This window comes from Verrucomicrobiia bacterium (assembly GCA_019694135.1).
GTDB lineage: Bacteria > Verrucomicrobiota > Verrucomicrobiia > JADLBR01 > JAIBCM01 > JAIBCM01.
This window is the reverse complement of sequence record JAIBCM010000006.1, coordinates 61,963-84,181: the sequence shown is the minus strand read 5'-3', so window position 1 is coordinate 84,181 and position 22,219 is coordinate 61,963. Positions and strand designations below refer to the sequence as shown.

Below are 22,219 nucleotides of genomic sequence, written 5' to 3'. Positions count from 1 at the left end.
TCACCAAAATTCTTCTTGCACAAGGGTGTTATTCTTATCAACCAACCGTGAAATGGATGGTAACGGGGAAAGAGAATAACCCAATTTTTCAGCCAAGCGACTTACGGTTCCCGGAGCAAAACCTTCATAATGGTTAGCAGAAAAAATGAAAATGCGATTGGCTTTTTCTATCGATTGTAAGCGAGCCACCCACGCATTCAAATCTGTGTCGCGAGACCATTGTAGATGATTGTAAGTATATTTTACTTTACCCGCAGCATCATATTTATTGGCAATATCGCCTAGCAACCGAACATAAATATCAGGTGCCGTTTGTTCGCGATGTAAAAAAGCGCCAGCACCACCTGGCTTTTCCACATCATTCCAAACACGTGTGATGGCATGTTCGCGCAGCCACTCATCAAATCGGGGTGCATTCCAAGAAAAATGTCGAAATTCCACAGCATAAGAAAATGCTTTGGGCAAATTTTTCATAAACTCAAAAAATACTCGGCTCGAAGTGCTATTAAAAGAGCTGGGAAATTGAAATAAAATCATGCCTAATTTATTTCCTAAAGGCACTAAAGCATGTAGAAAAAAATCAATTTCTGCTTCCGCCTGTTTTAAATGCAATTCATGGGTAATACGACGCGGCGCTTTCGCGCAAAAAAGAAAATTTTCTGGCGTTTTTTGGCGCCAATTGAGTACGACATTTTCTGTTGGCACATGATAAAAAGTAGAGTCGATTTCGACAGCATTAAAATAACGAGAATAAAAAGTAAGCCAGTGGGGATGGGCTAAATTTTTGGGATAAAAAACATCCTTCCAATCCTCATACGTCCAGGCGCTCGTGCCTAAAAACTGTCCCGAAAAGCTCATAATATAGTTAAAAATCTTTACCTTTACGATTTTGTCAATTAATAAAATAAACATTTATGGCAACTCCTAAAACGAAACGCGTTGCGGCTATTATTCCACTTTATAATCATGAGGATTATATTGAACAAGCCGTTGATTCCTTACTCAAACAAACTTTGCTCCCAGAAAAAATTCTCATTATTGATGATGGGTCTACGGATAACTCCGTCCAAGCGGTAAAGAAAATAACCGATCCTCGCATCGAATTGATCACGCAACACAATGCCGGAGCTCACAACACCTTAAATCGCGGCCTCGCTTTGATAAAGGGCTTTGACTACATCACTATTTTGAATTCCGACGATTTTTATCATCCGCAACGCTTGGAGCGTTGCGTCGATTTTTTAGAACAAAATCGTTCTTACGATGCGGTTTGCACCCAAGTAACACTGGTTGATGAACGCGGCAATCCTGTTTCTGACAATGATAGCCGAGTGCGACGCATCCAAAAAATTTGGGAATTACCTAAAGAAGATCATTTAGAAAATGCGGAATGGATTGGAGTTGCCAATTTCGTCAAAACTACTAGCAATCTCGTGGCTCGATCGGACTATTTTAAATCTCATTTTTTCCGCCCTTACCGTTTCGTTCATGATTATTTTTTTGCTATTATTGCAGTATTGGAAAATAAGTTAGGTGTTTTATTCGAGCCTTTGCTTTCTTATCGCACCCATAGTTCAAACACCATTAAATCCTCTTCGGAACAGCTCATGAAAGAAGTGTTGCAAATGAATATCGATTTGCTTCGAGAATTAAGCCCAGTTTTGAGTCGAAACGCCGAGATGCGTCACGCTTTTGGACAGTATTTCCGAGCGGCTTGCTACAATTTTTCTGATTTTCGAGCCGAACTCTATTACTGTCTACTGGCTCACGTCCTTCGTGATGTTTCTTCAGAAAATGTTGTTTATTTTCTCAATGAAATGAAAGCAGAAGAATTTAAAGAATTTTCTGAGCCGCCTAATCGCTTTCTCATCGAATCGCAAGATGAAAAAGGTGAAGAAATCGACGTGTATCAAGCTTACAAATCAGAACGCGCTCGCGCGGAACTCTTTCAACTTAGAGAAAAACTTGATGAGGAAAGAAGTTTTCGAAAATTTTTACAAAAAATTATTGCTTCACGCTGGTTAGCTTGGGGAAGATCGCTTGGACGCGCTAAAATGGTTTGGAAACAACTTACTCACGAAGAAGCATTACAAAATCGTGATATAGTTAAAACAGCATGGGAAAAAGATTCCTGGATTAAGCGCGGTAAAAAATCCCGCGCAAAAATTCCTGTGTTTCCTGATGAGCTTTAAAAAATTAAGCGCTCGCAATAGCAGTTCCAACCGCATCGATAAGGAAATCAGCGTCATCTTTGGTAATGCACATCGGTGGTGCCATACGAATAATGTTGCCGTTCAATCCTCCTTTACCAACAAGCAAGCCGAGCTCTTTACATTTTTCCATGACATGAGCGGCCTCTTCTTTAGCAGGTGTTTTAGCTTTTTGATCTTTCACCAAATCTAAAGCCAACATCAATCCCTTACCACGCACATCTCCGATGAGATTTTGTTTCTTTTGCAACTCTTGCAAGCCTTTGATGAGATAATTGCCTATTTCCAAACTGTTTGCCTGTAATTTCTCCTTATCAATCACCTCCAGTACAGCGCGACCTGCAGCCATAACCACAGGATTGCCGCCGAAGGTATTAAAATGAACGCGTTCAGTAAGTTTTTGCGCAATTTCAGGTGTAGTTACCACCGCTGCTAAAGCGCTACCGTTTCCAATGCCTTTAGCCATCGTTACAATATCAGGAATGACCCCCTGATTTTCAAAGCCCCAAAACTTAGTGCCTGTGCGACCAAAACCAGCTTGGACTTCATCTGCAATACAAACCCCACCCGCAGCGCGAATATGTTGATAGGCTTCCTTTAAATAACCGTCAGGAAATACAACAAAACCGCCCACACCTTGAATTGATTCTGCAATAAACGCAGCCACACGACCTGAAGTTCCAAATTGAATCAACTGTTGCACATCCGCCGCATATTTTTTTCCGGCATCTGCATCATCTTTACCATAAGGACCACGATAAGTGTCGGGTGTTTGAGCAAATTGAACACCGAACGTGTGCGGATAATTATATTTCCATGTGCTGTGAGAAGTAATGGCCATAGTGGAAGCCACGCCACCATGATAAGAATTTCTTAAAGCAATCACGTCATAATTACCGGTGTAAATACGCGCCATTAACAAAGCCAAGTCGTTTGCTTCCGAACCTGAGTTCACAAAATAGCAAACTTTCAAACTGCCCGGCATGCGATCCGTAAGTTCTTTAGCGTAAAGCGCATTGTTCGGATGCAAATAAATCGTGGTGAGATGTTGAAGTATGGCATTTTGTTCATTAATCGCTTTCAACACATGGGGGTGACAATGTCCTACGCTCACCGTTACAATTCCGCCCAAAGCATCCAGATAACGTTTTCCTTTTTCATCAAACAAATATTGCATCGACCCTTCCACCAACATGAGAGGATTTTTGTAATAAGTAATCAGCGAAGGAGAAAGATTCGCCTTGCGAAGTCGCAGCACTTCTTCAGCAGAAGGGCCTTGATAAGGTTTTGGTTGGTGTGAAAAAGGAGGTAGTGATTTCATAAATTTTTTTGTTACAGGACATGCATAGGAAAAAGATTGATACTTTCAATCTTTTTTTATTGATCGACCGATTTTAGCCGCTGTCGATCCAGCCAAACCTTACAAATGCCTTTCATTCGACTCAAAATATAATAAGTGGTTTGGCTACGCACGCGAACCAGCTCACCACCTACGATACGAGGCACAAAATCGCTAGGAACTGCCAAAACCTCTTGCGGTGTGGTGTCTTCTAAACCTTTACACAAAATAGCGGTCATGGCTTTGGTAAGCGTTTGCACCTGCGGACCTAAAGTAAGCCGAAAATGAGCTTTGCCTTCAGGATCAACTCGCAAAAAAACGCCTACTGTGTCAGTACACTCTTCGTCTTTGCGAATGTCTTCCAAATCGAACGTTTCATCCGCTTTCGGTTCACAACGACGCGCGCTATCGCTGTAAACAATGAGATTTTCGCGTTTGTCCTCTTCCGATAATCCTTCAAAGAAATCAACAATCTGTTGAAGTTTTGAAGGATAATGCGAAGGAACAGGGTTGGTAGGGATATCAGAACATCTCATGAAAGTCGGCTCAACAGTTTTAAGGTGTTCGCGCTCCGCGTTCGATCGGCGCTCGCACCTGATTTCCCCATTCCGTCCAGGAACCATCATAGTTGCGAACATTTTCGTAACCTAATAAATAGGTCAGAACAAACCAAGTGTGGCTGGAACGTTCGCCAATTCGACAATAAACAATGATATCTTCATCCGGTTTGATCTGACAACCTTCCGTATAAATTTTTTGCAGCGCATCAGCCGATTTAAACGTGCCATCGTCATTAACTGCCGTTTTCCAAGGCACGCTGCAGGCATGCGGGATATGTCCCCCACGTAAAACACCCTCTTGCGGATATTCCGGCATGTGGGTGATTTCTCCGATAAATTCTCCCGGCGATCTGACGTCAATGAGCGGTTTTCTTTGCTGACTTTGTGCCAATGCCTCATTTGCAAAAGCGCGAATTTCATGATCTTTACGTTCAGTAGGCGCCGGATAATGGGTTGGAGGATAAGACGGTTTTTCACGCGTTAATGGTCGCTTTTCTGCAATCCATTTATCGCGACCGCCATTTAAAATTTTCACCTTATCATGACCAAACAATCGAAACGCCCACAAAGCATAGCAAGCCCACCAATTCGATTTATCCCCGTAAAAAACGCACGTTGTGTCCGGAGCAATACCATTTTTGCGACACAACTCTGCAAAGGCGCCTGGCGAAATATAATCGCGCATCACCGGATCTTGAAGATCGCGCCGCCAATCAATATGGACCGCACCAGGAATATGGCCCGTGTCATAAAGCAAAATATCTTCATTGCTTTCAATAATTCGAACTTTGGGATCGTTTTGATGCGCTTCAATCCAAGCTGCATCCACTAAAACTTCAGGGTGAACATAATTCATAATTTTTATAGACTTCAATAATTTAGCAATTGCCGATATAATTCAAGCTAACAGTCATGAAATCAAGCCTTCCTCCCAAATGCCTCGCAGCCATGATCGCCGTGCCACCTTTACCGGGATCGCCTCTTTATCAAGATAATTCCAAACTTATCCTAAGCCAAGTGCTCAGTGATTTAGCTATTTACCAGTCAGCCAAAGTCGACGCCATCGTTTTAGAGAACAGCTATGATCTGCCTTATATCAAACCGCCATTGCCTCAGGAAGCTGTTGGTCTCATGACACAAATCGCGCGCGAGGTGCGTCGCCGTTTCCCTGGTCCAATTGGATTACAACTTCTCGAAGCTGCTAATGAAACCGCATTAGAAATTGCCGCCGAAGCAAAACTGAATTTTATTCGTGTCGAAAGTTATGTGTATGCGCATGTTGGCGGCGCAGGTCTTATCGAAGGCTGCGCTGGAAAATTATTAAGAAAACGCAAAAAAATGGGTTGCGAAACTATTCGAGTTTTTGCCGACATCAAAAAGAAGCATTGTTCTCATGCGTTAACAAGCGATTTGGACATTACCGATGAAGCCAAGCAAGCCGAATTTTTTTTAGCCGATGGGGTAATAATTACCGGCCCACGAACCGGTGAGGCGCCCGATGTTAAAGAGCTAAAACGTGTTCGCAAAACAACTCGACTCCCGATTTTTTTAGGTTCTGGAATGACTCCCGAAAATATCAGAACTTATTTTCCTTTAGCTGACGGATTTATCATTGGCTCAACCTTTCGCGAAAATGGCGATTTTCTAGGAAAATTAGAACCTAACCGATTAAAAAAATTTGTGAAAAAATTTCGCACTTTATAGTCGATGGACGCCTTTGCTTTATTTGAAGAAAAGCGATCGCCTTTTTTAGATCGTGAAAAACTAAAAGAAAAATTTTTAGCATTTACTGAAAAAAGTCATCCCGACAAATTTCGCGATTCTGACAAACATCGGGCAGCGGAAGAAAAATTTTCGCAAATGCATGAGGCTTATCGGATTTTGTCGCAACCCAAATTGCGCCTGGCTCATTTATTGGAACTGGAATTTGGAATTTCACAAAACGAAATCAATGAAGTGAAAGCGATTTTTAAAGACAAAAAAAATACCATGGAATTGAGTTGGAAAATAGGAGAGTTATGCCAGGAAATTGATACTTTGAAAAACAAAGAGAAAACATTAACCAATGCTTTATCCAAAGCACTTTTGTCAGCAGAAAAAAATAATTTGCTCCAACGATTTCAAACTCTGAAAATGGAGATAGAAAACAGTCTAGAGAATTTGGAAAATCAATGTAAGCTACTCAGTGAGTCTTGGGCACCCAACAAAGCAAATGAACAAAAAATTAAAGAGGTTTATCACACTATTGCCTTTACCGAACGTGCAGCGCAACAATTGAATGTAAGACTGATTGTCTTGATGACGAATTAGACAAAGCCAATTTGTTTCTTAATTTCAACTAAGGCGCTTTTTTATTATCGTAATCGCTGGCTTTGATAATGAATGGGATTAATCCATTTTGCACCGCAGTTCCATTCACAGGGGTCAACTTCAGCCGAAACATGTCTTCTTCATCTTCTTTAACATTATCTTGGCGAACATGAATGGGAAAAGTTTTAACTCCACTTTCACCATTGGCCCAGCTTACTTTACCTTCGAATGGAGGAATAAAATCTCCTACCGGACCCTGACTGCCTTTTTTAACTATTAGAGAATAAAGTTTATAATTAACTGTAGCAGACCCGCTGGCTCCACCTACACGCTCAACTTCAACCTGGACTGTACCGACCGATTCCTCGACCTTGTATAAGCTCTTCTTAAATCTCACAATTCCTTTAGGCTCATTATCAAGGATTTGAATGCTAACAATATCCTTATTACCTCCGTTATGTTCCCAAATTACATCTTTAATAGTATTCTTATTACCCCCTTTATGTTCCCAAACTGCATCTCCTTGAATTTTCAGGTGCGCAAAAATCCATTCATTATACTCATCCTCATTATCATCAAGAATACGAAAGGTTAAATACTTTTTACCCATTTCCCCTGGCCCCCATACAGCATCAATAATTTCTGGCTTGTAATCTAAACCTTGCGTTGCGCTCCCATCGACTTTACTTAGATTCACTGTCACTTTTCCGTAATTGCCGTCGACCCGTTCCATTTCAATGGGAACCAGTTTACCACCTGGCTGCTCTTTAACTTTTATGGGTGATTCCGTCAGCATACGAATCTTGCCAGGATTAGCATTGAGAATGGACTTGTAAGCATTCAAACGTCCACCGGTTTTAACTTTATCTTCAAATTCAGGAACTTTATCCACCGTTGCTAAAATAAGATTTTTTATTTCCTTAGCTTTCCATGTGGGTTGGACAGATTTAATTAATGCCGCGACACCAACTACATGGGGAGTCGCTGCTGATGTTCCATTAAAATATCTGTAGCTGTTACCAATATTAAGGGTCGTTTCAGCAACGGGAGCTGCTAAATCGACATATTTTTTGCTATAATTGGAATAGCTTTCAAATTTGTTATTATAAGTATGATGAGCAGCTGCCACGCTAATGACATTGTCCAATCCGTTGTATGAGGCAGGAAACTCGTAGCTATTAGCATAACCTTTGTTTTCTTCTCCATCATTTCCTGCACAAGCTACAATCAAAACTCCCTGTTTTTGAGCATATTTAACAGCATTAAGTTCTTTTACGGAGTGTGGTCCATAAATACTAATATTAATAACATCAGCTCCCATTTTACAAGCGTAGTAAATGGATTTAATGATGTTTTTTTTCGAATGTGTATGGTTGCCTGATTTTAATGACATAATACTAACTTTCCAATTAACGCCAACTATTCCTTTATTATTATTTCCTACCGCTCCAATAATCCCTGCAACCGATGTTCCATGACCATCATTATCCATAGGCGAATTACTATCCTTTAGAAAAAAATCCCATCCACGAATGTCATCCACGAATCCGTTTTTGTCATCATCTTTTCCATTGTTAGGAATTTCACCACTATTAACCCATATATTTCCTTTTAAATCTTCATGATTCCAATCCACTCCCGTATCAATCACAGCAACGACAACGTCTTTACTTCCGGTTGTAACATGCCAAGCTTCTGGAGCATCGATGAGATATAAATTGTCCTGCTCATTATCTTGATACTTAGGGTCATTAGGCTTTTTCGTTGGGGGATCCTCTGCTGCTGACAATCCAAGCCCATCACTCTCCGCAAAATCAACTTGAGGTTGTCGATTTAAATATTCCACTAACTCAGGAACACTATTTAGTTTAGGATTTAAAATCTTAATAACGTAACCAGGTAAAAGCGTTTCTTCCGTAATTCGAAACTTTGCAATGCCTAAATTTTGCAACAACGCTTCTAGCGCCGATTTTTCATAACCCCGTTTTAATTCTACCATCACTTCGTCAGCCACATCCGCCCGATAAGAAAGGAAATGCTCACGCCCAGTTTGAAAATCTTTTTGAATCGTTGCTTCCAATCTAACCAATTCAGCTCCAATTTCTTCAGTTTTTACTAATCTCACGCGTGTATAAGTGCCGCGAGCATCAGGCTGCGAAACTTCTTCAGATATAATTGGACAACTACGAAATAATTCTTCGAAACTTTCTGCGACACTTTTGGCATGAATAGGCAACGCTAAAAAAGTAGACGTAAAAAGGGTTAAAATATGATAGAATACTTTTTTAATATAGGTTGTTTTAATCATAATTTTTAATTTAGAAAAATTTCGTTCATTTAAGATATTAAGTCAAATGCTTTATAAAAATTTTAGCTAAAAAATTTAATTTCCCTTCTCAATTAAAATCGCGTTTTAACGCTTCAACTCACAAAAGATGCTGCTAATTAAAGCTATGTCTAAAATTATTGGGATTGATCTTGGAACTACAAATTCCTTAGTGGGCACAATGGATTCAGGATTTCCAATTCTGATTGCTGATACGGAACGGCAACGAATCACGCCTTCTGTGGCCAATTTTTCTTCAGAAAAAATTTTAGTAGGTCATCCGGCAAAACGGAAACAGGCATTGGACCCTGAAAAAACGGTTTATTCAGTCAAACGATTCATGGGACGCCGCTTTTCTGAGCTAAGCAATGAGGAAAAAAAAGTTAATTACCCTGTCCAGGCTGATTCTTTAGGAAGAGTTAGCATTCCGCTAAAAGGAAAAAGTTATTTGCCTGAAGAAATTGCATCAGAAATTTTAAAAAAGTTAAAAGCAGATGCGGAACATGAATGCGGTGAACCAATCAGTCGCGCGGTCATTACCGTGCCAGCTTATTTTAATGATGCCCAGCGCAACGCCACCAAACGCGCCAGCGAGCTAGCAGGTTTGACAGTAGAACGCATTCTTAATGAACCCACCGCTGCCGCTTTGGCTTATGGATTAGATAAAAAGCAACGTGGTTTGATTGCTGTTTACGATCTGGGTGGAGGAACATTTGATCTTTCTATTTTGGAACTCAATCTTGGTGTCTTTGAAGTGCGATCGACGCATGGCAATACCTGTTTGGGAGGTGATGATATTGATCAAAAAGTCAGCGAATTTTTATGGGGAAAGATGTTAGAAAAAGGGTTTTCAGGAAAATCCAATGTTATGCTTAACACACGCTTGCGTGAAGAGGCCGAAAGAGCAAAAATCGTTTTATCCAAGGAAGAATCAATCGAAATTCATCTTCCTTTTCTTGAGGAAAATTTTAATTTTTCTTATGTTTTAACCCGTGACGAGTTAAATCGCTTGGCCAAACCTATCATTGAAAAAACGCGTCAACACTGTCTTCAAGCCATGTTGGATGCCAAAATCAAACCGGAATTTTTGGATGAAGTGATTTTGGTAGGAGGCCAGACACGAATGCCGTTGGTTCGCAGCCTAGTCAAAGAAATTTTTGGTAAAGAACCCAATATTTCGATGAATCCCGATGAAGCAGTGGCTTTGGGCGCAACATTGCAAGCAGGCATTTTGGAAGGAAATGTTTCTCATGTGGTACTACTAGATGTCACGCCGCTTTCTTTAGGAATCGAAACTTTTGGCGGGTTAATGAATGTGATTATTCCGCGTAATTCAACCATTCCGATTAAAGCAGGTGAAATGTTTACAACGGCTGTGGATTACCAACGCGCGATGAAAATTCAAGTTCTTCAAGGCGAACGCGAACTTGCTAAAGATAATTGGCCCTTGGGTCAGTTGGAATTAGAATTTGAAGCCGCACCACGCGGCGTGCCACGGGTAGGTGTGCAGTTTGAGATCGACGCTGACGGCATTTTGAAAGTGTTAGCACGCGATATTAAGACCAGTCAGGAAGAAGTAATGGAATTAAAATCAGCAATTGAAGTTTCCGATCAAAAAGTGGAAGAGATGCTTGCGGATTCTTTATCACACGCGTTTGAAGATGTCTCACAAAGACGTTGGGTGGAAGCTGAGTTAAAAGCCAAAGAAATGTTAGAAGCGACACATAAAGCGTTGTCACTATTACAAAATCGTCTACTGCCAAAAGAAGTCGATGCTGTCAAACAACTCGCCAAAAAAGTAAGTGACGCGCTTCAAAGCCAGGAATTGGAACAGTTAAAAAAAGCAAATCAAGCTTTAGACGAAGGCACGCAAATCTTAGCTGAGAAAATGTTGGATTTTGCTACAGAATCGTTATTACAACAAAAGCAATAGGGATTCTTTTTTGAAGATGTGATATAATTAGATGATTTATGGAAAAAAATGATACTCGGGAAATTTCCCAAAACCGTTTAAAACGGTTTTTACAACATTCCGCGAAAGATTTTTTGGAAATTTGGCCATATTTTAAACGGTTGGGAAAATACGTAAAACCTTATCGATTTCGTTGGATTGCCGGTTTGGCTTTGGGAGGAATTGCAGGAAGTTGGGAAGGTGCTCTATTGCCTTTTTTAAAGTGGAGTTTGGAATCTTTAGAAAAATCGAAGGTTCAACTTTCTCTATGGGAAATTGTCTTAGCTGGTAGTTTAGTGCCTTTTTATTTTATTGTAAGAGCGGTTTTGGGTTATCTCAGCGTTTATTGCACGATGTGGGTGGGATTGCGTATTTTATTTGATTTGAAAACAGAAATTTTTTCTGCCTTGCAACGATTGTCTCTGGATTATTTTGCGAACCAAAAATCAGGAAAATTAATTTTTCAAGTCGTGCAACGAACAAAAAACACTCAAATGGTATTAACCCAATTAGTGTCCGATGTTATTAAGCAACCGATGGCTTTGATCGGAGTTATTGCTTATATGATCCATCATAATCCTAAATTTACCTTTATGGTTTTGTTTTTTATCCCAGCGAGTTTAATTCCTGCCTTGATTATCGGTTATCGAGTTCGTCGAAAAGGACGCGCGGAAGAAAGTTCAGGAGCTGAAACAGTTACTATTTTGCAAGAAAATCTATTGGGCATGCGTGTGGTGAAATCTTATGCCCAAAGCGCTGATGAAATCCGTCGTTTCAAAAAAGCGGGTTTGGACGAATATAATGCGTCGATGCGAAATCGTAAATTATTGGAATTAGTAGGCCCAAGTGTGGAAGTGCTGGCTTCGATTGGTTTTGGCGCAGCAATCATTTATGGCATTTATACTCACATGGCAGCAAAAGATTTGATCATTGTCGCTACGGGAATTTTTTTAATGTATGGCCCGTTCAAAAGTTTAAGTCGCATTTATGTGACCGCTCAACGCGTGTCTACGATGTTGCAAGGCTTATTTAGTATTTTAGATACAAAACCGAGTGTAGAAAATGTGTCCAATGCTTTGGTTATTGATTCATCACAGGGTCGAGTGGAGTTGGAAAATATTAAATTCAAATATGTCGTTCGACGTTTTAATGAAGAGGGAGGACCGCAAGAAGGGCGTATTTTGGAACAACGCCGAGCTTTAAAGAACGTCTCTCTAGTCTTTGAACCCGGCAAATTTTATGCGCTCGTTGGCCCCAGTGGTGCAGGAAAAAGTTCTATTTTTAATTTGATTATGCGTTTTTATGAACCGCAACAAGGCCGAGTGTTAATCGATGGAAAAGATATTCGCGACATTGAGATGGAATCGCTCCGTCGTCAGATTGGTTTGGTTTCGCAAGAAACTTTTCTTTTTCACGCCAGTATTCGAGAAAATATTCTTTATGGACGACCTAAAGCTAGTCAGGAATCTATAGAGCGAGCCGCTGCTTTGGCCCATGCTGATGAGTTTATTGAGCAACTTCCCAAAAAATATGACACCATTGTGGGCGATAAAGGGTGTCGTTTTTCAGGTGGCCAACAGCAACGTTTAAGTTTAGCTCGTGCTTTTTTGAAAAATGCACCGATTCTTTTGTTGGACGAAGCGACGAGCGCTTTGGATGCGGAAAGCGCGGCAAAAGTGCAAGATGCGATTGATAAATTTTCCGCTGGCCGTACGGTGATTGCGATTGCGCATCGTTTGAGCACCATTGAAAGAGCTGATGAAATTATTGTGTTGGACAAAGGTCAAGTCGTGGCGCGAGGCACTCATGAATTTTTATTGAACGAATCCGCGCTTTATCGACGATTAAATGAATTGCAGTTTGGCGGTAATGCGTTGATTGCGGAATCTGCTTAGCCTGAAGTGTTGGCTCGTTGGGTAAGAGCAATCAAATCTTGATAAGAAGGGCCATTAGGCAAAGGCGCTTGGCGAATGACAACATAAGCGCCTTCATCTAATAAATTAAAAAGTTTTAGAACATCATTATTTTTCATACGAATACAACCGTAACTCACTGGTCGACCCACGAGATGTTCTTGGTTGGTACCATGAATATATATGCCGCGATTGTAAGCACGACGATTTCGCCACTCCAATCCGTTTAGCCAAAGAATGCGGGTGAGAATGCTATCGTATTCCGCGGGATGAAGAATAGGATCGTAATGATCTAAATCAAAAACGACTCCGGTAAATTTACGTTTGTAAAATTTGCCACCGCGCGGCACGCCTTCGCCAATTTTCTTGGCGATTTCAAAAATTCCAAGTGGCGTTTTGTAACTATTTGGATCGTCACCCAAACCATATTTAGAAGTGGAAACGGGATAACGCGCGATGCGAACGCCGTCTTTGACCACTTCCATCATTTGTTGTGCGATGCTAATATAAGCCACCGTTGTGGGTCTCGGTTTTGGTTTCGATTTTTCTCGAGATGGAGCATCGTCGGAATCGTCGGCTTCATCTAAACTTGCGCAACCCACCAACCATCCCATTGCTATAACCGGTAATAACCAGGAGAATCGAAAATTCATGCAATAAGCGATTATTATAGCAAGAAATTAATATTTTACACGCAAAAATAATCAATTTTCTAATTTTTAAAATTCAGATAACTTTTCTTTCTCATGACAAAAAATAAAAAGCGAATTCATTTTGTTGGCATTTGTGGTACAGCGATGGGCAATGTGGCGGCGATGATGCAAGCTTGCGGTTATCACATTTCAGGATCGGATCAAAATGTTTATCCTCCGATGTCGACATTTTTAGAAAATTGTGGCGTGGAATTAAAATCGGGTTACGAAGCGAGTCATTTAGATAGTGCTCCGGATTTATGTGTGATTGGTAATGCAATTAGTCGTGGCAATCCCGAAATGGAAACAATTCTGAACAAAAAGTTGGCTTATTTATCTTTACCCGAAATTTTAAAAGAGTTTTTTTTGAAAGGCGCTCATAACTTAGTTGTGACCGGCACGCATGGCAAAACAACAACGAGTTCATTGTTGGCATGGATTTTCGAATTTGCCGGGAAAGATCCCAGTTTTTTAATTGGTGGTTTGCCTGGTAATTTTGATCGCGGTTGCAAAAAAGGTAAAAGTAATTTTTGGATTTTGGAAGGAGACGAATACGACACTGCTTTTTTTGATAAACGTTCTAAATTTTTGCATTACCTTCCTGAGTTGGTGATTATTAATAATGTCGAATTTGATCACGCGGACATTTACGAAAATCTCGCGGCGATTCAGCTTTCGTTTCGTCGCTTGGTTAATCTTGTGCCCACACAAGGAATGATTCTGGTCAACGCAGATGATCCCAATTCCATGGCTGTGGTTAAAAACGCTTTAGCGCCTGTGACAGAAGTTGGTTTCTCGAACAATGCGGCGATTGCTATTAAAAATTTTCAATCTTCGAGCTCAGGAGTACAGTTTGAAATTTTAGGAAAAAAATTCGATTTACCTATGCACGGTGAATTTAATGTTCGCAATGCAACGATGGCCATTGCTGCTGCGCATTTTTATCAAATCGATCTCGACGTGATTGCCGAAGCGCTCAAACAATTTAAAGGTGTCAAACGTCGTCAAGAAGAACGAGCAACGGTGGGTGATATTACGATTGTCGATGATTTTGGACATCATCCCACAGCTATGAAAGAAACGTTAAAAGGGTTAAGACAACGTTATGAGGGTCGACGATTATGGGCTTTATTCGAACCGCGCAGTAACACCACGCGTCGCGCAGTTTTTCAAGATTCCTTACCCGAAGCTTTGGCCCTAGCAGATGGTGTTTTTGTTTCCCAAGTCGCGCGGTTGGATCAATTACCGGAAAATGAGCGATTGAATCCCGAAAAAGTTGTCGCGTCCATCGAAGCTAAAGGGGTACCCGCCTTTTATGAGGTCGATGCACAAGCTATTGTCGAAAAACTCGTTCCGCAATTGAAAGAAAAGGATGTTATTATTGTGTTCTCTAATGGTGGTTTTGGCGGAATTCACAATCTCATAGAAAAAACTTTAAAAAACAGCGCTTTGTGAATAACTCACCGAAAAATCATGAATTCTTTGAAGTTTTTATTTTTAAAATTATCTTTAGGAAAAACTGCAAAGTTATTCCAAAATTATTCCCAAACAAAAAATTAGCTAAGTCTTTGGGGTTCACTTGACAAGAACGCTCAGAACTCTTATTCACGTCATTACTAAGAAGAGTTGTTTGTTTGATCTTTTCTTTTATAAATAGAGAGTCCAATAACTTTTAAAAATTATGAAAATTCGCGTTGCCAAAGATAAAATGCTTGAGGGCTTGCAACAGGTTCAAAGTGTCATTTCTACACGTACCACTTTACCTATTCTTCAAAACGTTCTTTTACAAGCGAAAAAAGGTAAATTGGAACTTTCAACCACAGACTTGGACGTTGGTGTGACTTGCCAAATTGAAGCACAAGTTTCTGAAGAAGGAGGTACGACTTTACCCGCGCGCCGGCTTTTGAGTATTTTTCGAGAATTGCCAAGCCACGAAATTGATTTAGAAGTGGATAGCAAAGACATAGCCTCCATCAGATCCGGGCAATCGTTTTTTAAAATCAACGGTCTTTCCCAAGAGGAATTTCCTCCTTTTCCTAAGCTAGAAAATGCGCGCCAGATTACTATTGAACAAGCGCTATTGAAAGACATGTTTAAAAAGACTTCTTACGCCATTTCTCATGATGAAACACGTTATGTTCTCAACGGAGTGCTGATGAGTTTTAAAGAGAAAAAATTAACCATGGTTGCTACGGATGGTAGACGCTTGGCGTTGACCGAGTCAGATTTGGAATTCGCTAAAAGCCAAGAAATTGACATTATTATTCCGACCAAGACGCTTAATGAAATACAACGTTTACTCAAAGACGAGGGCGATATCACGCTTGCTTTAACCGAAAACAAAATTCGATTGGAATTAAACGGGACTGTACTGGTTTCTAAATTAATCGAAGGCAACTACCCGAACTATCGCCAAGTCATTCCTAACGAAACGAAAGAGAGAATTACGTTGGAAAGAGAAACCTTTTTTAATACGTTGCGACGCGTTTCTTTATTAACGAGTGAGAAGTCTAGCTCAGTAAAACTTAATTTTAATAAAGACACTTTAACCCTTAGCTCCAACACGCCGGAGATCGGAGAAGCGCGTGAGACTCTGCCGATTAAATATCGCGGCAAAGAGTTAACTATCGCATTCAATCCAGAATACGTTATGGACGCCTTGAAAAATCTTTCTTCCGACGAAATTCACATGGATTTTGTTGATGAATTAAGTCCAGGCGTGATGCGCATCGACACAGCCACTTTCCTTTACGTTATTATGCCGATGCGAGTGGCTTAAAGCATGCTCATTCAAGAACTGCGTTTAAGTCAATTCCGTTGTCATCACCAGTTTTCTGCTCGTTTTTCTTCCCATCTTAATCTGATCGTGGGCAATAATGGCCGAGGAAAAACAGCTTTATTAGAAGCAATTTATTATGTCAGTCGACTTCGTTCTTTTCGCACAGCCACAACACGGGAATTGATTGAACACAGTAAAAAACAGTTTGCGATCCGACTTTTTACTGAAACGGATAAATTAGCTATCGACTGGTCACCTGAAGAAAAGAAAATTTTTTTAAACGATAATCCCGTAAAACCCATAGATTTTTTGCATCATTTTATATGTGTGGCGTTGACTTCGCAGGATAAGGAACTATGTGGAGGAGGTTCATCGGAACGTCGGAAATTTATTAGTTCAATTTTAATTCAACTCGATCAGCAAAATCTTATTTTCTTTCTCAACTATCAAAAAGTTTTAAAACATCGTAATGCTTTGCTTCGACAAATTAATTTCGATAAAATTTTGTTTGAATCATTGACTCATCAATTGGAAAAATTGGGCAAACCGCTTCAGCAAGCACATCAACAGCTGGCTCGAAGAATAGGAAAAATAGCCACTATTTTTTATAAACATCTTTCAAAAAATTCTGAGACGTTGGATTGGCAATATACTCCTACTTCATGGAATGTTTCTTTTGAAGAGGAAAAACAATACAAACGGACACTCATTGGTTTTCATCGGGATCAAATTGTTTTGCGTCTCAATCAAAAACCTATGGCGGCTTATGGTAGCGAAGGTCAACATCGCACAGCTGCTGTTGCCTTGAAATTAGCTGAAATTTATCTGCTACGCCATCGTTTCAAAAAAAATCCCATCATTTTAGTTGACGATATTTTTGGTGAATTGGATGATGATCGTTGCACAGCTCTACTAAACTTATTACATCCTGATTTTCAAATTTTTATTACCTCAACAAACCTAGATTGGCTAAAATCTAAATTAAAAAACTTCCAAAAATTAGAACTTTAGTTGAGAAATAGTGTTGGTATGAATCATAACTCAAGCCCCACCGAACCCGGTTTAAGCATTCTCATTCCTGCTTACAACGAAGAACAAAGCATCGCTAAAACGATTCAATCCCTTTTATCGCAAATGGATTCTCGCACCGAAATTATTGTTATCAATGATGGTTCCCAAGATAAAACAAGAGAAATTGCTAAAAATTTTCCCGTTATCGTTTTGGAAAATGAAAGCAATCAAGGTTATGGCGCTTCGCTAAAAAAGGGATTGTTACAAGCGCGTTATGATTGGATTTTGATTGCTGACGCTGATAGCACTTATCCTTTGGAAGACATTCCAAAACTTTTGGAAGACAAAGAAAAATACGCGATGGTAGTGGGCGCGCGCACAGGAAAAGTGGTGCAGGTTCCTTTATTGCGCCGTCCGGGAAAATGGTTGATCACGCGACTGGCGGAATATTTGAGTGGCCGAAAAATTCCGGATTTAAACTCCGGCTTTCGCGTTTTTCAAAAAGAAATCGCCATGCGATTTTTTACTCTTTTTCCAGACGGCTTTTCCTTTACTACTACTATCACACTAGCTTTGCTTACCAATCATTATCCCGTAAAATTTGTTCCCATCAATTATCATAAGCGAGTGGGCAACTCTTCGATTCATCCGATTCGCGATTTTATTAATTTCACTATTTTGATTATTCGCATTTGTGCTTATTTCAAGCCGTTGAATGTTTTTATGCCTCCAGCTTTGTTGCTTATTTTTTTAGGATTAATCAAAGGTTACATCGATTATACTGGACAAGGTCATTTAGGATTACTTTCTATAACGATGGCATTGACGGGTATTCAAATGATCTTTATCGGATTACTGGCCGATTTGATCGATCGTCGCATGAAGCTGTAAGATGAAAAAAAAATGGATATTCTATATTCCGGTTTTACTGGGTTATACGATCCATATTTTTTTGCATTTGAACAAGGATGTTCAAAATACATTTCAAGACGACATGAGGCAACATGTTCTCGGGTTACAGCCTACTGACAATTTTTTTGGTCATTATTTTGAACTTACTGTTCCTTTGGGAATCAATTTTTTAAATGCGCTGACTTCTTTTTTTTGTTCTCCCTTACAATGGGCGCGTTGGGGACAACCGATTTTAATTGCAATTTTAACCACCATTTTTTCAATTCGTTTAGGAAAACATTTTTTTAAAAAAGAAGACACTCTTTTTGCTAAAACATTTTTATTCGTCGCGTTTCTTCAAGCTTTTTTGTGGAGTGGTGATGATTTAATCAGTAGCACGCCTAGAGCTTGGGCTAGTTTGTGTGTTTTAATGATGTTGGAGGCCATCTTAGCCAATCATCTCATTCGACTAGCTTGTGTCATTATTTTTACGGCGCTTTTTTACGCGCCCTTAGCAATTCTAGGATTTGTATTACTTGCGGTTTTGGGAATAGAAAATCTCTTTCAAAAAAAAATGCGATTCTGGATAATAAGTTTGGTGATGGGGATAAGTTTTGGAGTTTTACTCTTTGTCGCTTATTATCAATCTCATCGCTTAGCTGAGTTTGGTCCTACCATCACTCGATCGCAAGCGCTCACGTTGCCAGAATTTCACAAAGGCGGTCGTGCCGCTTATTTTTTTTCGAATCCTTGGGTGTTTTGGTTTACCGGAACACGTAGTGGTTTTATGACGCGCGATGTTCAAGCGGCTTGGCTATTTTTGGGATTGGGAATTTTATATGGCCTCAAAACACGATTTTTTTCGAGTGAAGAGTTTCGACGGCGGAAATGGATGTGGCTAATTATTTTATTAGCAAGCGGCTTCTTTTTATTTTTTCTTGCTCACACGTTTTGGTTTCGTTTGTTTCATCCCAATCGTTATATTTATTATAATGTTCCCATTATTTCGGGGTTGTTGGTCGCTTCTGTTTGGAATCGACGTTTATTTTTAGGATGTGGTTTGGTTTCGATATTACTTTTTTTAATGAATTATCATTTGAGTAACCAAAATTATCACAAGGAGTCAGATGCCGATTTAGTTCGAGAAAAGCTAATTTCTGCTTCCAACCCGATTGTTGCAACATTTCCAGCAAGTCAACTAGGCGACGCTTTACCACTTTTAGTTCAAGCGCCAATTATCGCTTCGATCGAATTGTCTTTGCCTTATCATCAAGCTTTTTACCGAGAGGCGAAAGAACGGTTGAATGACAGTTTTGTAGCATGGACAACAACCAAAAAGGAAGTGGTTCAACAATTTTTAGAAAAATATGGCGTAACGCATATTTTATTGGAACATGAAGCATGGCTGCCCAAAACTAAGCTATCAGAACCCTGGCAAACGCTCTATCATGAACGTTTGATTGGCTCTCCTGAACCCTTGCTTAAACGCGTTTTAGAAAAAGAAAATACCGGAGAAGGAAAAAAGAAAAAATTTCTTTCGAAAACTGAACTTTTAGAGAAGATGGATCTATTATCGCGCGAGTGATAAAAAAGTATGACAACGAATAATGGCGAATGGTTTGGTAGAGAAGCGCTGGCGCAAATTCCAAAGTTATTGACCTTGCTCGATCGCAATGTTCATAGCCCAACTTATGGCTGTTTTGATCGAAATTTTTGGCAATATAAAATCATCGATTTTCCAAGTGGTATGGCTCAGGAATTTTGTTGGCCGCTTGCTTTGGCTTATCAGGCTAACTTGTCGAACAATTTTTTTTATCAACAAGCGGCGCTTAGGCAATGGGTGGAAGCGGCGATTTTATATGCTGCACGAAGCGCTCATGCTGATGGTTCATGCGACGATTATTTTCCTTATGAAAAAGCGGCTGGCGCTGCAGCCTTTTCACTTTTAGCCTGTGTAGAAAGCTATCGTCTTTTAAATTTGGAAAATGATGAAGCACTTCATTTTTTTCGCAAACGGGCTAATTGGTTAGCAGAACATGAGGAAAGCGGGAGGTTAACCAATCATCAGGCTTTGATAGCGTTGGGATTGCAAGCGACCGGCGAGTTGCTGAAAACAAATGTTTGGAAAAACGCGCAGCAAAAACGATTGGAAAAAATTTTGTCTTGGCAACATGAAGAAGGTTGGTTTCCGGAATATGAGGGATGTGATCCAGGTTATCATACCTTAACTATTTTTTGTTTAGCGCGTTTGTATGAAAAAAATTCTGCCCCTGCGCTGAAAGAAGCATTGGAAAAAGCAGTTAAATTAGCAGCTCTTTTTGTGCATCCGGACGGCTCGTTTGGAGGAGAATATACGAGTCGCAATACTTATAATTTTTTTCCGCATGGTTTTGAATTGGTCGGAAAATGGATGCCTGAAGCACTTGCGATAAATGATGCTTTTTTAAAAGGCGCCGAACGTGGAATGGCTCCCTGTTATGCTGATGATCACATTATTGGACATCACGCATGGAATTATTTTTTGGCGTGGCAAGATTTTGTGAAAGAACGTCCTCAAATGTCTGATCGCAAACAGGGTCGAACATGGCTAGCAGGGGCTAAAATCTTGATTGAACGTCGGAAGGATGCCGAACTTTATTTAGCTTTGAATAAAGGAGGGGTTTTCAAATTTTTTCGAGGTGAAAAACTGATAGTTTCCGACACACAACCTTCTTTTTTAGTAAGAGAAGGTAAGAAAATAAAAAATGCGGTAGCGCATTTAGTTGGAAGCTATCAAACTCGTATCGAAACGAATCGTGTCGTGATCGAAGGAAGTTTGGGTTGGGCCAAACAAAAATTAATGACTCCTTTTCGACTTATCGTGCTAAGGGTTATTATGTTAACAGGAGGCCGATTTTTTCCTGATTTAATCCGTCGCATTTTACAAAAGATTTTAATTACTAACCCGCAGCCGGCTCCCTTTGCTTTTGAGCGTATTTTGGAGTGGCAAGATGATAAACTTTCTGTGACTGATCAAATCAGAGCCAAAACCTGGTCAAATGTTATTCATGCAGGCATCGGTGGAGACCAAACCTCGATTTATGTGGTGATGAGTCGAACTTTTCAAAAAAATCAATTACAACCCTGGGAAGATTTGACGGCCAAAGTTAAAAATTTAAAATCGGAAGAGTCCTTATTAATTGAAAGAATGTTTTAGTTAAAACCGAAAAACTAAAGTTGCGCCGCCACCTGCATCGATTTTTTCATAATCGGGAATGAAAGGATCGTCTGATTCTCTTTTATCATAATTGCAAAAGAGGCGAATGCTGGACCATTTATTGAAATGATAACTGGCTACCAAACCAAGTGAGTGAAGAAAATCGTTGCGATCTCCATTTTCCCAAAAGTCAGTATAGGTGAAACGATAATAAGGTTGGAGAATGATGTGGGAAGTGAGTTGATGCAGATAGGTTAATGTTAAAATGTGATCCATGCGATCGTTAATATAAGCGTTGGGGAAAGGATCGACTTCGGTGTGGTGATAATTGCCTTCATAACCGATTACGAAGAGAGAATTGGGATTGATTTTGATATAGCGTTGAATTTCCCATTCGGGAACAAACTCCTTGTAAAATTCGCTGTAATCTTCCCGATTGCCGACATCTTCATGATTGAGAAGTCGCGACCAACTTAATCCAATGCGAGCATTCCAATTTTCTAAAAATTGATAGCTCACTTCACCAAAAACTGTTTGCACATCAAAATCGAAATTGTTGAGTTGGTTATCGGTGTTATCCAAACCGTAATTATACCATTGATGACGGTAACCCACTCGCGGACTTAACCAACCATCCCAGACACGAAAGGGACTAGGGGCAAACGCAAATTGAGCTGTGCTCACGAGCACGCCCGTGTCAATTTCACCTATGGGATTTCTTTCACTTTTTTCTTCATTTAAATTAAAGTTCGAAGTGTAGTAATATTGAACATCGAACAAGGCTTCGAACCATTCTCGTTTAGGTTTGAAACGGAGCAAATATTGGGGGCCGACATCTTCCAGTTCTTCTTCGGAAATTAAGGGTGCTTTGTTCATTGTTTCGGGCACATCAAGGAGCGAGCGTCTTAAATCACGGAGTCGATTGACTTGCTCGACTTGTTCAATTTGTTGCGCTGCGGTTTGGCCCTGAATTGATAGAATAAAACAACTTCCAAAAATTCCTATCAGGCAGCAGCGAAAAGGAAATCGCATAGAAAACCA

At 40.0% G+C, this 22,219-nt stretch carries 18 protein-coding genes; 11 read left to right on the top strand and 7 right to left on the bottom strand.

Translation table 11 applies throughout. The annotated features are described in order from the left end of the window. Positions 1 to 858: a DUF72 domain-containing protein gene (locus K1X66_09090; GenBank protein ID MBX7158525.1), complete on the bottom strand. Its 858-nt coding sequence runs from the start codon at positions 856 to 858 to the stop codon at positions 1 to 3. Positions 859 to 914: 56 nt separating this feature from the next. On the opposite strand from K1X66_09090, the gene K1X66_09085 reads away from it, so the two are divergent. Next, the gene (locus K1X66_09085; protein ID MBX7158524.1) at positions 915 to 2,192 is read left to right on the top strand and encodes a glycosyltransferase; all 1,278 of its coding nucleotides are present in this window, start codon (positions 915 to 917) and stop codon (positions 2,190 to 2,192) included. 4 nt (positions 2,193 to 2,196) lie between these two features. Here K1X66_09085 and K1X66_09080 read toward each other — a convergent pair whose 3' ends face one another. Genes K1X66_09080 through K1X66_09070 form a run of 3 tightly spaced genes read right to left on the bottom strand, consistent with a single transcriptional unit; the run spans position 2,197 to position 4,965 of the window. Then, positions 2,197 to 3,531 (bottom strand): aminotransferase class III-fold pyridoxal phosphate-dependent enzyme, encoded by a 1,335-nt coding sequence (locus tag K1X66_09080; GenBank protein MBX7158523.1) that lies wholly within the window; start codon positions 3,529 to 3,531, stop codon positions 2,197 to 2,199. A 56-nt stretch (positions 3,532 to 3,587) separates the two neighbouring features. Continuing rightward, positions 3,588 to 4,085 (bottom strand): SufE family protein, encoded by a 498-nt coding sequence (locus tag K1X66_09075; GenBank protein ID MBX7158522.1) that lies wholly within the window; start codon positions 4,083 to 4,085, stop codon positions 3,588 to 3,590. A gap of 19 nt (positions 4,086 to 4,104) precedes the next feature. After that, positions 4,105 to 4,965 carry a sulfurtransferase gene (locus K1X66_09070; GenBank protein MBX7158521.1) on the bottom strand — a complete coding sequence of 287 codons (861 nt, stop codon included), beginning with the start codon at positions 4,963 to 4,965 and terminating at the stop codon, positions 4,105 to 4,107. A gap of 56 nt (positions 4,966 to 5,021) precedes the next feature. Here K1X66_09070 and K1X66_09065 point away from each other — a divergent pair, with 56 nt between their 5' ends. Beyond that, a complete protein-coding gene (locus K1X66_09065; protein ID MBX7158520.1) occupies positions 5,022 to 5,813 on the top strand; it encodes a BtpA/SgcQ family protein in 792 nt (263 codons plus the stop codon). Between the two features lie 3 nt (positions 5,814 to 5,816). Continuing rightward, positions 5,817 to 6,419 carry a DnaJ domain-containing protein gene (locus K1X66_09060; GenBank protein ID MBX7158519.1) on the top strand — a complete coding sequence of 201 codons (603 nt, stop codon included), beginning with the start codon at positions 5,817 to 5,819 and terminating at the stop codon, positions 6,417 to 6,419. Between the two features lie 28 nt (positions 6,420 to 6,447). Here K1X66_09060 and K1X66_09055 read toward each other — a convergent pair whose 3' ends face one another. Further along, entirely contained in the window at positions 6,448 to 8,727 is a 2,280-nt protein-coding gene (locus tag K1X66_09055) for a S8 family serine peptidase (protein MBX7158518.1), read from the bottom strand. A gap of 145 nt (positions 8,728 to 8,872) precedes the next feature. Between K1X66_09055 and dnaK the strand changes: the two genes are divergently transcribed. Continuing rightward, on the top strand, positions 8,873 to 10,678 hold the full coding sequence (dnaK, locus tag K1X66_09050; protein ID MBX7158517.1) for a molecular chaperone DnaK: 1,806 nt from the start codon (positions 8,873 to 8,875) through the stop codon (positions 10,676 to 10,678). Positions 10,679 to 10,716: 38 nt separating this feature from the next. After that, positions 10,717 to 12,591 carry an ABC transporter ATP-binding protein/permease gene (locus K1X66_09045; protein MBX7158516.1) on the top strand — a complete coding sequence of 625 codons (1,875 nt, stop codon included), beginning with the start codon at positions 10,717 to 10,719 and terminating at the stop codon, positions 12,589 to 12,591. Here the strand turns inward: K1X66_09045 and K1X66_09040 are convergent. Then, entirely contained in the window at positions 12,588 to 13,223 is a 636-nt protein-coding gene (locus tag K1X66_09040; protein ID MBX7158515.1) for a L,D-transpeptidase, read from the bottom strand. The two genes, K1X66_09045 and K1X66_09040, sit on opposite strands and share 4 nt — an antisense overlap. A 132-nt stretch (positions 13,224 to 13,355) precedes the next feature. Between K1X66_09040 and mpl the strand changes: the two genes are divergently transcribed. From mpl to K1X66_09010, 6 genes are all read left to right on the top strand, one after another. Further along, positions 13,356 to 14,756, top strand: coding sequence for a UDP-N-acetylmuramate:L-alanyl-gamma-D-glutamyl-meso-diaminopimelate ligase (gene mpl / locus K1X66_09035; GenBank protein MBX7158514.1), 1,401 nt, complete (start codon positions 13,356 to 13,358; stop codon positions 14,754 to 14,756). 226 nt (positions 14,757 to 14,982) lie between these two features. Continuing rightward, entirely contained in the window at positions 14,983 to 16,080 is a 1,098-nt protein-coding gene (dnaN, locus tag K1X66_09030; GenBank protein ID MBX7158513.1) for a DNA polymerase III subunit beta, read from the top strand. A 3-nt stretch (positions 16,081 to 16,083) separates the two neighbouring features. Beyond that, the gene (gene recF, locus K1X66_09025; GenBank protein MBX7158512.1) at positions 16,084 to 17,091 is read left to right on the top strand and encodes a DNA replication and repair protein RecF; all 1,008 of its coding nucleotides are present in this window, start codon (positions 16,084 to 16,086) and stop codon (positions 17,089 to 17,091) included. Positions 17,092 to 17,109: 18 nt separating this feature from the next. Beyond that, the gene (locus tag K1X66_09020) at positions 17,110 to 17,982 is read left to right on the top strand and encodes a glycosyltransferase family 2 protein (protein MBX7158511.1); all 873 of its coding nucleotides are present in this window, start codon (positions 17,110 to 17,112) and stop codon (positions 17,980 to 17,982) included. Position 17,983: 1 nt separating this feature from the next. Beyond that, positions 17,984 to 19,567: a hypothetical protein gene (locus K1X66_09015; GenBank protein ID MBX7158510.1), complete on the top strand. Its 1,584-nt coding sequence runs from the start codon at positions 17,984 to 17,986 to the stop codon at positions 19,565 to 19,567. A 9-nt stretch (positions 19,568 to 19,576) separates the two neighbouring features. Beyond that, on the top strand, positions 19,577 to 21,178 hold the full coding sequence (locus K1X66_09010) for a hypothetical protein (protein MBX7158509.1): 1,602 nt from the start codon (positions 19,577 to 19,579) through the stop codon (positions 21,176 to 21,178). On the opposite strand, the gene K1X66_09005 is transcribed toward K1X66_09010, so the two are convergent. Then, positions 21,179 to 22,210, bottom strand: a complete 1,032-nt coding sequence (locus K1X66_09005; GenBank protein ID MBX7158508.1) for a hypothetical protein — start codon at positions 22,208 to 22,210, stop codon at positions 21,179 to 21,181. Positions 22,211 to 22,219: the final 9 nt, after the last annotated feature.